The following is a 12,979-nucleotide window of genomic DNA, read 5'->3' as shown; positions in this document are numbered from 1 at the left end:
GCATCATGTCATCGGATCCTGACGCGTCGGCCGGGGCCGTCCGGGACGCCGGCCCCGCCTTCGACGCGCTCGCCGATCCCGTCCGCCGCCGCATCCTGGCCGTGCTCTCCGAGCACGACGAGGTCAGCGCGGGCGACCTGGCCGACCACATCACCTCGGTCGGCCGGACGGCCGTCTCCACCCATCTGCGGGTGCTCCGCGTCGCGGGGCTCATCACCGAGCGCCGTTCCGGCCGGTACCGCTACTACTCCATCGAGCCCGGTGGTGCGGCCGCCGACGTCATCGCGCTGCTGCGCACCCTGTTCCAGTCCTCGCTCGGCGAGGTGGGCTCCGCCGTGGAGAGCCGTCCCGCGACGGACCGGGAGGGCGCGACCGGATGACCGGACCCTCCGTGCCGGGAGACTGACCCCCATGGGGACGATCGCGCTCGCGGTGGAGGAGTTCGTCGCCGCCGACCCGGCGGTCGTCTTCGGACGTTTCGGGCGCGACTCCGGCGCAGGCTGGCTGTTCGGTGCGGCGTGCGACCGGGTCGCGGTGGGCGAGCCGGTCACCCTGCGGGCGCCCATCGCCGGCGGGCCGCCGGTCGACGTGCTCGGCCGGATCAGCGAGCTCCGCGGACCGCGCACCATCACGATCACCCACGACCAGCCCTGGCGGGGCCGCATCCGGCTGCGGTTCACCCCCGCACCCGGCGGCACCCGGATCCGGCTCGACGCCGGGATCGACGAGCGCGGTCTGGAGTGGCTGATGCGCCGGCGCGGTCACCCGGTCCGCGACCACGCCGTCACGGGGCCGCGCATCGGGGTCCTCACCAGCCGGTCCGGCTCGGGTGGGCTGTTCGCCTCCGCGGTGGCGAACGTGGCCACGCTCGCCGTCGAGGAGATCAACGCGGCGGGCGGGGTCGGCGGCAGGCCGGTGGACCTGCTGGAGGCCGACGACGCCACCGACCCCGGCACCGGGGCGCTGGAGGCGCTGCGGCTGGCCCGGGCCGGCTGCCGGACGATCTTCCTGACGACGACGTCGGCCACCTACCACGCCGTGTCGACCGCCCTGACCGGCCGCGACGTGCTCGTCGTGCACACCAACATGAACGAGGGCGGCGGCGAGTCCCGGCTGCGGATCCGGCTGGGCGAGCGGCCCGCGACCCAGCTCGTGACGGCGGCGGGACCGGTCATGCGGGCGGCCGGTGGACGTCGCTGGTTCCTGGCGGGCAACGACTACGTGTGGCCCCGTGCGGTCAACGCCGCCGCGCGGGAGGTGCTCCCGGCGCACGGCGCGGTGCTGGTCGGCGAGGGCTACGCCACGCTCGGGGCCCGGGACTTCGCCCCGCTGGTCGAGCGGATCGCCGCCTCGGGCGCCGACATCGTGCTCAACACGTTCGTGGGCGCCGACGCCGCCGCGTTCGAGCGTCAGTGCCACGCAATGGGTCTGCGCGACCGGACCGTCAGCCTCGGCCCCGCGATGGACGAGGCCACCCTGGAGCGGATCGGACTGCACGCTTCCCAGGGGATCCACGGTGTCTCCGGCTACTTCCAGCACCTGCAGACCGAGCGCAACGGGTCGCTCCTGAAGCGCTACCGGGCCCGCTTCGGCCAGTGGGCGGCGCCGCTGTCGTCGTTGTCGGAGTCGATGTTCGAGGCGATCCACGTGTGGGCCGCCGCGGCCCGCGCCGTCCGCTCGACCGAGCCGGTGCCCGTCGCCGACGAGATCCGGTCCGGCCGCTACGACCTCCCGCGGGGCACCCTGGCGCTCGACGGCCACCACCACGTCGAGCAGCCGCTACACCTCGCGGCCGCCCGCGGCGCGACCTTCGGCTCGATGAACGACAGCGAGGGACGGTCGTGAATACGCGCGTGTAACAGAGGTGGGACGGGTGTGTCAGACCTCGTGTCAATGCGTCTGTATTGATTGACATGTGCAGGCATGAACCCTAGCTTTCTCGCATCCCCCGATGTGAGGAGCACCACCTGATGGCGATTCCACCTCCTGATGCCGCTCGTCTGGCGGCGTTGAACGAGCACTACGCGTTCGGTCTGTCCGAGGCGGAGTTGGCCGAGTTCGGTCCGGCGGTGGCTGCGACGCTGGCGTCCTCGGAGCGGGTCGAGGAGCTCTACCGGGCGTCGGCGCCGCAGGCGCCGCAGCGGGAGTGGTCCGAGCCGGCGGACAACCCGCTGGGTGGCTGGTACGTGACCACGTCGGTGACCGGTGCGGCGGAGGGCCCGTTGGCCGGGCGGACCGTGGCGCTCAAGGACAACATCGCGCTGGCCGGGGTCCCGATGACCAACGGGTCGGCCACGGTCGAGGGGTTCGTGCCCTCCCGTGACGCGACGGTCGCGACCCGGCTGCTGGCCGCCGGGGCGACGATCACCGGTAAGGCGATGTGTGAGGACCTGTGTTTCTCCGGGGGCAGTTTCACCTCCCGGCCGTGGCCGGTGGGCAACCCCTGGGACCCGACCCGTATCTCGGGTGGGTCCTCGTCGGGTAGTGCGGCGCTGGTCGGGTCCGGGGCGGTCGACATGGCCGTGGGTGGTGACCAGGGCGGCTCGATCCGTATGCCGTCGGCGTTCTCGGGCACGGTCGGGCACAAGCCCACCCACGGCCTGGTGCCCTACACCGGTGCGTTCCCCATCGAGGCCACGATCGACCATCTGGGCCCCATCACGCGCACGGTGTCCGACGCCGCACTGATGCTGGGTGTGATCGCCGGGGTCGACGGGCTCGATGTGCGTCAGCCCACCGAGCTCGAGCCGGTCGACTACCTGGCGGCGTTGGAGACCTCGGCGGGTGGGTTGCGGGTCGGGATCGTGACCGAGGGTTTCGCCCGCCCGGAGAGCGACCCGGCCGTGGACGAGGCGGTGCGTGCGGCGATCGGGACGCTGACCGATGCGGGTCTGGTAGCCGAGGAGGTCTCGATCCCCTGGCACCTGGACGCGATGGCGGTCTGGAACGTCATCGGGACCGAGGGCGCCGCGCACCAGATGATCGACGGCAACGCCTACGGCATGAACTACCCGGGTCTCTACGACCCGGAGCTGATCGCGCACTACCACCGCGGGCGTCACGCCCGCGGGTCGGAGCTGTCCAAGACCGTCAAGCTCGTCGGCCTCTCGGGTGGTTACACCTTCGCCCACGCGGGAGGTGCCTACTACGGGATGGCCCGCAACCTGGCCTTCGAGGTGCGAGCCGCCTACGACGCGGCCCTGACCGGCTACGACGTGCTGGTCATGCCGACCGTGCCCTACACCGCGCCCGAGCTGCTCGGGCTCGACGCCGATCTGGACAGCTACCTGCCGACCGCACTGGGGATGATCGGCAACTGTGCCCCGTTCGACGTGTCCGGGCACCCGGCCGCGTCGGTCCCGGCCGGGCTCGTGAACGGGCTCCCGACCGGTCTGATGATCGTGGGCCGGCGATTCGACGACGCGACCGTGTTGCGGGTCGCGCACACCTTCGAGCAGGCCGTCGGCGGCTTCCCCGCTCCGCCTGCCCTCACCACCGTGGGAGGACGGCAGTGAACGGAGTCTTCGATCTCGGCGGCACCGACGGGCTGGGCAAGGTCGAGAACGACCACATGTCCGAGCCCGTGTTCCGTGCCGACTGGGAGAAGCGCGCCTTCTCCATGTTCGCGCAGAGCGCCCGCGCCGGGCTGTTCAACGTGGACCAGTTCCGGCACGGCATCGAGAAGATGGACCCTGCCGAGTACCTGATCTCGAACTACTACGAGCACTGGGTTCACACGGTCGAGCACTACGCCGAGGCCGCGGGCGTGCTGGACCCGGCCGAGCTGGAGGCGCGGACCCAGCACTACCTGGAGAACCCCGACGCCCCGCTGCCCGAGCGGGCGACCGACACCGAGATCGTCGAGTTCGTCGACTGGGCGGTCACCAACGGGTTCCCGGCTCACCGCGAGTCGGACAAGGTCGCGCAGTTCTCCGTCGGCGACGAGGTCGTCATCTCCTCCGAGAGCCCCTACGGCCACACCCGCCGGGCCCGCTACATCCGCGGCCGCCGCGGCGTGATCAGCGCGGCCCACGGCACCTACCTCTACCCCGACACCGCCGGCAACGGGCTCGGCGACTGCCCCGAGCACCTCTACACCGTCCGCTTCGACGCCACCGAGCTGTGGGGCGCCGAGTACGCGGACCCGAACGGCGTCAACTACTTCGACGTGTGGGAGCCGTACCTCTCGCCCGTCCCTGCCACCCAGGGAGCCTGACCCATGACCGCGAAGCCCACCGACACCCCGCTCCGCACGCAGGAGGAGATCACCGCCCGGGTCAAGGCCCTGGAGTCGCTGCTGATCGAGAAGGGCGTGATGACCACCGCGGCGGTCGACCGCCTCGCCGAGGTCTACGAGAACGAGGTCGGCCCGCAGCTGGGGGCGAAGGTCGTCGCCAAGGCGTGGACCGACCCGGAGTTCAAGGCGCGCCTGCTGGAGGACGCCTCCGCCGCCTGCCGCGAGCTCGGGGTCGGCGGCCTGCAGGGCGAGGAGATGGTCGCCGTCGAGAACACCGACGACGTCCACCACGTCATCGTCTGCACGCTGTGCTCGTGCTACCCGTGGCCGGTACTCGGGCTGCCCCCGAACTGGTACAAGGCGCCGCCGTTCCGTGCCCGCATCGTGCGTGAGCCCCGGAAGGTGCTGGCCGAGGACTTCGACCTGCCGCTGCCGGACAGTGTCGAGATCCGGGTGTGGGACTCCAGCTCCGAGCTGCGGTACTGGGTGCTGCCACAGCGCCCGGCCGGCAGCGAGCACCTCTCCGAGGACGAGCTGGCCGCGCTGGTCACCCGGGACTCGATGATCGGCGTCGGCACGGCGAAGCCGGTCGTCACCCAGGCGGCACGCGGATGAGCGCCGGGGTCCGGACGGACGCCACCGAGCTGGGCGACGCCCGCCGCCGGATCGAGAAGCTCGTCTGCGACATGCCCGGGGCGGACAAGCCGTTCACCGAGCCGTGGGAGCTGCGGGCCTTCGCCATGGCGGTCGCCGCGTACCACGAGGGCCACTACGAGTGGAGCGAGTTCCAGCTCTCCCTGGTCGAGGCGATCAAGGCCTGGGAGAACGGCGACGGCGGCGAGCCCTGGAGCTACTACCAGCACTGGCTGGACGCGCTCGAGCACACGCTCGCCGCGAGCGGGGCCCTGTCCGACTCCGTCGCGCTCGACGACCGCACCCGCCAGGTGCTGGCCACGCCGCGCAACGCGAACCACCACGAGGCACGACGCGAGCCGGTCGCGATCGACCCGGCCCGCTGAACGATGCGTGCGGGACCGGTCCGCGCTCCCCGCGGGCCGGTCCCGCACGTCCTTCCCGACGCCCCGATCGGAGGCGGCACCGTGGACCTGCTGGTCGACCTGGCGAACGCGCGGTGCTCCGGCACGGCCTCGCCACCGCCGCCACGATCGACCGCTGGTAGGACCACCACGCCGACGAGGTCGGCCCTCGCGCCGGTGCCCGTGCGGTCGCCCGGTTCTGGACCGGCACGGGGCAGCCGGACATCGCGGACGCGGCCGGTGCCCGGCTCGGCCGCTGTGGGTGCGGCCGGGTCTGGCGTACCCACCGCGACACCCCCGGTGTCCGCAACGTGGTGCTCCCCGCCGCGACCGGGTGCAGCGGCTGGCCGGTGCTCGGGGTGCCCCCGAGCTGGTACCGGCCCCGGGGTCCGCACCGCGATCTGGTCGGACTCGGCCCGCGTCCACCACCTGGTTGTCCCGGGGGCGCCGGCGCGGTGCACCGACGGCCCGGCCGACCTGGAGGGGCGTGTCAGCCGGGCGGCGCTGCGGGGTCTCGACCCCGCCCCGTCCCCGGCGCCGCCGGACGCCCGATGGGCCCGCGGCCTGCCCGGTTACGACCTCGACGAGCGGCTGCTCGACCGGCCGTGGCAGCTCCGCGCGGTGGCACTCGTCCTCGCCGTCGGGACCGACCGCCCGGACCTGCGCCCGCTGCTCGCCGCCACGGTCGCCGCCGCCCCGTCGGCCGAGGTCTACGCCGCCTGGCCCGCCGCGGCGGCCGCGGCCGTGCGGACCGTCACGACACCGCGCTGACCCGGCGCGTCACAGCGCCGCCAGGAGCATGACGACCATCGCGGCGTCCATCACCCCGTGTGGCACCGCAGCCACCCGCACCGCGGCCAGGTCACGTCCGACCGGTGCCCCGACGCCCGCCGGGAGCACCCGGGCCGGCGGCCCGAACAGCGCGACGACGACCGTCACGACCAGGTCGAACGCGAACCACGCCGCCAGCGCCACCACGACGACCGCGACCGGGGTGCCGCCGGGCGGGCCGTGGCCGTGGCCGTGGCCGTGGGTGGGGTCGTGCCCGAGGAGCACGACCAGCCCCATCGTGGCGAAGGCGAGCAGGTGGTGGACGAGCGCGGCCCGTCGCCCGGGACCGGTCGGCGGGCGGAGCACACCCAGGCCGGCCGCGAGGACGCCCACCGTCATGACGGCCAGGACCCACGACCGGGTCGACGGCCCCCACAGCGGTCCGTGCATCGCGGCCATCGACAGGTTCATGACCACGTGCGCGGCGTCGGACTCCCGGGTCGTCCACACCGAGTCGACCCGCCTGCCGTCGCCCAGACGTGCGACCCCGACGAGCGACGCCGCGAGCAGCGCCACGACGAGCACCGTCTCGAACGACCCCGTCCCGGACACGGATCGGAGCATAGTTGACACGGCGCCGTATCAACATGACGCTGTCCCCGTCACCCGGTCGACGTCGAGGAGGACGTGATGGCGTGTTGTGTCGCCCTGGCGCTGGTGGTCGCCCACGTACGTGAGCTGTGGTTCCGGCTGCGTCCGTCGGCGGCGCCGCCACCCGTCCCGTTCGCGCCGCCCGCCCGGCGTGCCGCGCCCGGAGCGGTCGCCGGGATGACCCGATGAGCGCCACGGCCCACCCGGCCGGTCCCGCGCCGAGCCGGGGGGACGGCGGCGGGGTCACCGTCCTGCTGCCCGACGTGCCCGCGTTCGGCCCGGTGACCGCGCGCCGGATGCGACGGGCGCTGGCGGTCTACGCGGTGGTGTGGCTCGCCGGCTCGTTGCCCGGGTGGCTCGGCGCCGGCCCGGCGCTCACCGCGTTCGGCCACGGCCTGGTCCTGCCGGGCGGGGGCTTCCTGCTCGACGGGTCGTCCGTGGCGGCGGCCGTCGCGCTCGTGACGTTCGTCGTGTCGCTGGCCCTGTGGTGGTACGCGGGCCCGGTCGTGCTCCCGCCGCTGGTCTGGACGGCTGCGGCGGTCGTCGCGGCGCTGACGGTCGCACCGCGGACCGGGCCGGGCGCGGCGGCCGCCGTGGTCCCCGCGATCCCGGTCGTCCTGCTGGTCCTCGCGGTCGTCGTCCACCTCGCGCGGCACCGTGTGCAGCACCGGCGGCGGGCGGCACTGAACGCCGAGCTCGCCGCGACACCGTTCGTGATCAGCGGCCCGCCGGACCTCGACACCGGCCCGCCGGTGGCGGAGAGCTCCCCGGAGGACCTGGCGCACCTGCGCTACGCGCTGGACATCGCCCTGCAGCCGCTCGACCGGTTCGACGGGTTCATCGTCCTGGAGCAGTACCGCGAGGGCGCCTTGCGCTACCAGCTCACCTCGCTGGGGACCGGTCTCGGGATGTCGCAGTACACCCGGACCCCCGCCTTCTCCGGCTACCTGGCCGAGGCCCAGCGCAACGCGATCGAGAAGATGCTCGACCGTCGCGTGTGGGGCTACTGGCGGACCGAGAACCTCTGGGGCAACCTCTCGACCTGCCGGGACCCGCTGGCCACCGACGAGAACATCATGCTGACCGGCTGGCACGGCACCATGCTGGGCTTCTACGCACTGCTGAACGACCGGCGCTACGCCGAGCCGGGCGCGCTGACCTTCCGCTGGTCGTCCGAGGAGGCCTACCCGCACGACCACCACGCCGTCGCGCGGCAGATCCACGACGGCATGGACCGCTCGGACTACACGCTGATCCCCTGCGAGCCGAACTGGGTCTACACCGTCTGCAACGCGTTCGGCATCAACGCGATGCTCGGCCACGACCGGGCGCACGGGAGCACCTACGTCGAGGACCTCTGCGAGCGGCTCCGGTGGTCCTACGAGCACGAGTTCCTGCGTCCCGACGGCCGCATCGTCGGCGTGCGGGCCCGGCACCTCGGCCTGTCGTGGAACTTCTGGACCGGTGCCGCGGTGCAGCTCAACACCGTCTACTGGATGCACCCCGCGTTCCCCGACCTGGCGCAGCGGGCGTGGTGGCAGCTGCGTCGCAACGAGCTCTCGCTGCGCGACGGTCGCCCCGTCCTGCCGCCCCGGGCGTCGAACCGGGTGGACGTCGGCTCCTACCGGCTCGGCCGGGACACCTTCGCCCAGGTCGCGATCACGATGGCCGCTCGGGAGATCGGCGACGACGAGATGGCCGATGCCGCGGCCGCGCTGCTCGCGGAGCGGGAGACGGTGGAGGAGCGCGACGGGGCCCGCCGCTACGCCGGCGCGTCGCCGATGGTGAACTTCTATGCCGTCCTCGGCCGTTTCGGGCGGCGGCACGCGCTGCGTGACCTGCTGGGCCACGGAGGAGTCCCGCAGGCGTGGCGCACCGGCCCGCGGCTGGCCGACGTGGCCTACCCGGACGTGCTGGTGGCCCGCGCGGTGACCGACGGCCGCGCGCTCGACCTGGTGCTGCGCCCGGGCGCGGGGCCGGTGCGGACGGTGCTCGCCGTCGATCGTCTCGTGCCCGGTGCCGTCCACCGGGTGACCGGGGCGAGGACGGACGAGGTCGTCGCCGACGGGGACGGACGTGCCCTGGTCGAGGTCGACCTCGGCGACCGTCTCGCGGTGCGGCTCTACCCGGTCTGACCTCCGTCCGCGGCGCCGGGGCGCAGCGGGGCGCACGCGGCCACGCCGATCAGCACGAGCTGGTCGACCAGCGCGTCGTCGCCGATGTCCAGGTCGTCCTGCAGCCGTCGCTCGACGAGTTCGGTGACCCCGGCGACCAGGACCAGCAGAGTCGTCGCGGGATCCTGCCGCCTGGTGCCGGGGGCCGTCAGCTCGGCGGACAGGGCGGCGACGAACCCGTCGAGCGCGGCGTGGCGCCGGGCCCGCAGGGCCGGGTGGGCCTGCGCCTCGGCCCACAGACGGGACCAGCCCCGGTCGGCGGACAGGGTGTCGAGCACCGTGCGCACGGCGGTCCGCACCCGCAGCTCGAAGTCCGGCGGTGCGACGGTCAGCGCCTCGCCCAGCGCGCCTCCGAGTGCCGAGACCGCCTCGTCGAACAGTGCCACCAGCAGGCCGTCCAGACCGTCGAAGCTCTCGTAGAAGTAGCGCTTCGTCAGCCCGGCCCGCCGGCAGACGGCGTCGATCGACGCGCCGGCGATACCGCCGTCGGCGATCTGTTCCCGGCCCGCGACGAGCAGGCGTCCCCGCCGCGCGGCCGTCCGGTCCGCGGCACTGACGCCACGATGCGGTCGGGTCACGCTGTGGGCCATCACCACATCTTGACACGGAGCGGTGTCCGGAAGCATCGTTGAAGTTGACACGAAGCAGTGTCAACTTTCAGGAACGGAGACCGTCCGATGAGCAGTGCGTCCGGAAGTCCGTCGGCCCCGGCCGGGTCGCGGTGGACGATCGGTGGCGTCGAGCGCCGGCGCATCGCGCGGCTGGACCCGGCGACCGACCACACCGAGATCGCGCGGTCCAGCCTGCAGACCCTGCACGGCGACCGGCGGCTGGTGCTCGGGCTGTTCACCGTGGCGTTCATGAAGCAGGTCGCGGTGCCGGCCATGGCCCGCATCCTGTGGCGGCGCGGCACGGGCGACATCGTGCGCGACACCGCGCTGCGCAACGACGACACCATCCTGTTCTTCGGCCGCTTCCTCGACCTCGGGCCGGACTCGCCGGAGGGCATCGCCTGGATCGAGCGGATGAACGAGATCCACGCGCACTTCCCGATCCGCGACGACGACGCGCTCTACACGCTGAGCACCCTGGCGCTCGACCCGGCCGACATCGCCACGGAGCTGGGGGCGAGTCCCTTCACTCCGGTCGAGCTCGAGGCCCACTGGAGGTTCTGGCGGGCGGTCGCGCAGCGCCAGCGGCTGCGTGACATCCCCGGTTCGCGGGAGCAGATGCGGGCCTGGGCGCGCGACTACGAGCGCCGGGAGTTCGCTCCGAGCGAGGCGGGCCGGGCCGTCGCCGACGCACTGGCCGACGACTTCGCCGCCCGGGTGCTGCCGGCCCCGCTCCGGCCCCACGGGCGCGAGATCCTGGGGGTCCTCGCCCCGGCGAACTTGCGGGAGACCCACGGTCTGCCCCGCCCGCGGCCCGCGGTCCGGGCGGCGGTGCGCGCGATCGGGCGCGCCTACCTCGACGGCGTCGTGGTGCGTCCGGTGCGGCTCGACCGGTCCCTGAGCCGGACCTTCGGGCGGCACAGGTCCGCCGGGACCGACGGGCCCGCGGAGGTCGGCTACCGCAGGTCCGGCGGCCGGGACGACGACACGGGGTGACGGGCTGCCGACGGTCCCCGTCGCGCAGCCGCGCCACGGCACCCGTCGTCGGTCGCGGAGGCCCCGGGACGCGCGGGGTGGCGGGTGGCCGGGGTGTGGAGCGGGCGGACCCGGGTAGGCGGGGCCTGACGGCTTCAACCCCGCAGGCCGTGTCCACGACCCCGCGAGGGGGTCGCACCCCACAGCCCGGCGAGGTGTCATTCCGTGTTCCTGCACGTCCAGCGACTGTTGAACGAGATCGTCCCCGACGAGCCCGACCCCGCCGCGGCGAATGCGCTGCAGGAGGGGCTGGGCGGCCAGTTCGGCGAGATGCGCACGATGATGCAGTACCTGTTCCAGAGCTTCAACTTCCGCGGTCCGGACGGGAAACCCTTCCGTGACCTGCTCTACGGCGTCGGCACCGAGGAGATCGGGCACGTCGAGCTGATCGCCACCACGATCGCCCGGCTCACCGACGGCTCGCCCCGCTACCAGGGCAGCGCGACCGACGACATGGACACGCCCGGTGCAGGCGGGGCGACCCCGCTGAGCGCGGCCCTGACCGAGGGCAACATCCACCACTACCTGGTGGGGGCCCAGGGGGCACTGCCGGTCGACGCGCAGGGTGACCCGTGGACGGGCAAGTACGTCTACGACAGCGGCAACCTGCCGCTCAACCTGCTCTACAACCTCATGCTCGAGTCGACCGGCCGGCTGCAGAAGTGCCGGCTCTACGAGATGACGGCGAACAAGACGGCGCGCTCGACGATCGCGTACCTGATCGTGCGGGACCAGGCCCACGAGAACGCCTACGCCAAGGCGCTCGAGGCGCTCGGGGTCAACTGGAACACGTTGCTGCCGATCCCGAAGACGAACGCCGAGAAGTTCCCCGAGGTGGCGACGCTGCTGGAGCAGGGTCTGCAGAGCAAGCAGTACACGTTCAGCCTCGACCAGCTCTCCGAGGCCGGGAAGCTCTACCGCGGCCCGTCGCCGTCGAACGACGGGACGACGCTGTCGACCGCGCAGGCGCCCGACGGCGTCCCGATGGACATCGCCGTCGAGCGGCCCGAGGAGTTCGGACCGGGACTCGACCCGGAGCTGCTGGCGATGGTCCAGGCCGTCGCCGAGATGGAGGCCGACGAGCCCGCAGGCCAGTGGGGTCGCGTCGGCTGACGCACGTCCGAGCGGACGGGGCGGGGCCGGGCGCGGTTCCGCCCCGTCGTCGTGCAGAATCGCCGACTCGGCGACGACACCATATCGTGTGAATATCTGACGCTCGGTGATTGTTCCCCACGATGGTGTTCTGAGCTTGATGGGCACCTTTCCCGCCATTACGGTTCTTCTCAGCCGGTTCGGGCTCCCCCCTTTGTCGTCGGGCCGGCACGTGCCCGGATCCGAATGGATCCGTGACTCACCAGGAGAAGACTGTGCAGAAGAAGAAGGCCGGTTTCGTCGCCGCCGTGTCCGCCGTTGCCCTGATCGGCCTGTCGCCGCTGGCGTTCGCCGGCTCGGACAGCGTCATCGACAAGGACGCCAAGGGCCTCGTCGCGGGTGCCAACGGCAACAACGCCCAGGTCCCGGTCCAGGCGTGCAACAACAACGTGCCGGTCAACGTCCTGGGTGTCCAGGTTCCGGTCGAGGACGCCGCTGCGGGCAACGGCCTGACCGGTGCCGCCGGCATCGCGGGCAAGGGCAAGGCCGTGTCGGGCGACTCCGCCACCGACCAGTCCGACACCTGCGGCCAGGAGGCCGGCGCGGGCGACTCGGTCAACTGACCGACTCCTCGTCGCTGACGTGCCCCGGGACCCTCGCGGTCCCGGGGCACGTCCGTGTCCGGGGCAGGGTCGCATGACCACCCGCCGTGGTCGTCGTCGACGGTCCCGGCGCGGCTCCGGGTGGTTCGCCCCGATCGCATTCGACCCGATCGTGGGAGTATCCGAACGGAAAGTAATTCGGCCACCCGATGGTGGTAGAGGAATTGTTCGGGCTCTCCCGCGCAGCTAGATTCGCAGCCAGTCGGCACGGGCTCCCCCTTTTTTGTCAGCGTGCCGTCATGGAACGGGGCCTTCACCACGGCCCTGACACCTCATCAGGAGAAGAACTGTGCTGAAGAAGGCCGGAATCATCGTCGCGGCGTCCGCCGCGTCCCTGCTCGCCGTCTCCCCGCTGGCCTTCGCCGGCGACTACGCGGGCGACTCCGCCAAGGACGGCAAGCACCACGGCAACCACGAGTCGGGCCACATCGACAAGGACGCGAAGGGCCTGCTCGCGGGTGGCCTGAGCGGCAACAACGTCAACGTGCCGATCCAGGTCTGCAACAACAACATCCCGGTCAACGTGCTGGGCGTGCAGGTCCCGGTCGAGGACGCGAACCTCCTGAGCGGCGTCACCGGCGCCCTCGGCCTGGGTGGCAAGGCCAAGGCGGTCTCCGGCGACTCGGCCACCGACCAGTCCGACAGCTGCGGCCAGACCTCCGGCGCGGGCGACTCGGTCAACTGACCTCCCCGTACCTCGACGTGCCCC

General features: G+C 72.8%; 14 protein-coding genes and 1 pseudogene. 13 read left to right on the top strand and 2 right to left on the bottom strand.

Annotated elements, in window-relative coordinates:
* Positions 1-5 precede the first annotated feature (5 nt).
* From ATL51_RS15415 to ATL51_RS15385, 7 genes and pseudogenes are all read left to right on the top strand, one after another.
* Complete coding sequence (locus tag ATL51_RS15415; protein ID WP_073576002.1) at positions 6-380, top strand: ArsR/SmtB family transcription factor; 375 nt, start codon at positions 6-8, stop codon at positions 378-380.
* Positions 381-411: 31 nt separating this feature from the next.
* A complete protein-coding gene (locus ATL51_RS15410) occupies positions 412-1,845 on the top strand; it encodes a substrate-binding protein (RefSeq protein WP_100878994.1) in 1,434 nt (477 codons plus the stop codon).
* Between the two features lie 125 nt (positions 1,846-1,970).
* Positions 1,971-3,515, top strand: a complete 1,545-nt coding sequence (locus ATL51_RS15405; protein ID WP_100878993.1) for an amidase — start codon at positions 1,971-1,973, stop codon at positions 3,513-3,515.
* Positions 3,512-4,216 carry a nitrile hydratase subunit beta gene (gene nthB / locus ATL51_RS15400; protein ID WP_100878992.1) on the top strand — a complete coding sequence of 235 codons (705 nt, stop codon included), beginning with the start codon at positions 3,512-3,514 and terminating at the stop codon, positions 4,214-4,216. The genes ATL51_RS15405 and nthB overlap by 4 nt, the downstream gene beginning before the upstream one ends.
* A 3-nt stretch (positions 4,217-4,219) precedes the next feature.
* Entirely contained in the window at positions 4,220-4,852 is a 633-nt protein-coding gene (gene nthA, locus ATL51_RS15395; RefSeq protein ID WP_100878991.1) for a nitrile hydratase subunit alpha, read from the top strand.
* Positions 4,849-5,256, top strand: coding sequence for a nitrile hydratase accessory protein (locus ATL51_RS15390; RefSeq protein ID WP_062398650.1), 408 nt, complete (start codon positions 4,849-4,851; stop codon positions 5,254-5,256). Before nthA ends, ATL51_RS15390 begins: the two co-directional genes overlap by 4 nt.
* Before the next feature lie 230 nt (positions 5,257-5,486).
* Positions 5,487-6,077, top strand: a pseudogene (locus tag ATL51_RS15385) (hypothetical protein); the annotation flags it as partial.
* On the opposite strand, the gene ATL51_RS15380 reads toward ATL51_RS15385, so the two are convergent.
* Complete coding sequence (locus tag ATL51_RS15380; protein WP_157818375.1) at positions 6,055-6,657, bottom strand: DUF5134 domain-containing protein; 603 nt, start codon at positions 6,655-6,657, stop codon at positions 6,055-6,057. The pseudogene ATL51_RS15385 and the gene ATL51_RS15380 sit on opposite strands and share 23 nt — an antisense overlap.
* Before the next feature lie 78 nt (positions 6,658-6,735).
* Here ATL51_RS15380 and ATL51_RS28245 point away from each other — a divergent pair, with 78 nt between their 5' ends.
* Entirely contained in the window at positions 6,736-6,885 is a 150-nt protein-coding gene (locus tag ATL51_RS28245) for a hypothetical protein (protein WP_157818374.1), read from the top strand.
* On the top strand, positions 6,882-8,831 hold the full coding sequence (locus tag ATL51_RS15375) for a linalool dehydratase/isomerase domain-containing protein (protein ID WP_100878988.1): 1,950 nt from the start codon (positions 6,882-6,884) through the stop codon (positions 8,829-8,831). The genes ATL51_RS28245 and ATL51_RS15375 overlap by 4 nt, the downstream gene beginning before the upstream one ends.
* Here ATL51_RS15375 and ATL51_RS15370 read toward each other — a convergent pair.
* The gene (locus ATL51_RS15370; protein ID WP_157818373.1) at positions 8,819-9,448 is read right to left on the bottom strand and encodes a TetR/AcrR family transcriptional regulator; all 630 of its coding nucleotides are present in this window, start codon (positions 9,446-9,448) and stop codon (positions 8,819-8,821) included. The two genes, ATL51_RS15375 and ATL51_RS15370, sit on opposite strands and share 13 nt — an antisense overlap.
* Before the next feature lie 99 nt (positions 9,449-9,547).
* On the opposite strand from ATL51_RS15370, the gene ATL51_RS15365 reads away from it, so the two are divergent.
* The 4 genes from ATL51_RS15365 (at position 9,548) to ATL51_RS15350 (ending at position 12,955) form a co-directional block, all read left to right on the top strand.
* Positions 9,548-10,477 (top strand): oxygenase MpaB family protein, encoded by a 930-nt coding sequence (locus ATL51_RS15365; protein ID WP_100878986.1) that lies wholly within the window; start codon positions 9,548-9,550, stop codon positions 10,475-10,477.
* A gap of 204 nt (positions 10,478-10,681) precedes the next feature.
* Complete coding sequence (locus ATL51_RS15360) at positions 10,682-11,629, top strand: manganese catalase family protein (protein WP_073575997.1); 948 nt, start codon at positions 10,682-10,684, stop codon at positions 11,627-11,629.
* Between the two features lie 254 nt (positions 11,630-11,883).
* Positions 11,884-12,231: a hypothetical protein gene (locus ATL51_RS15355; protein WP_062398646.1), complete on the top strand. Its 348-nt coding sequence runs from the start codon at positions 11,884-11,886 to the stop codon at positions 12,229-12,231.
* Positions 12,232-12,559: 328 nt separating this feature from the next.
* A complete protein-coding gene (locus tag ATL51_RS15350) occupies positions 12,560-12,955 on the top strand; it encodes a hypothetical protein (RefSeq protein WP_073575996.1) in 396 nt (131 codons plus the stop codon).
* Positions 12,956-12,979 lie beyond the last annotated feature (24 nt).

Origin of the sequence: Pseudonocardia alni (assembly GCF_002813375.1) — a bacterium.
GTDB lineage: Bacteria > Actinomycetota > Actinomycetes > Mycobacteriales > Pseudonocardiaceae > Pseudonocardia > Pseudonocardia alni.
The sequence above is the reverse complement of the archived record's forward strand: the minus strand, read 5'-3'. Positions and strand labels throughout refer to the sequence as shown.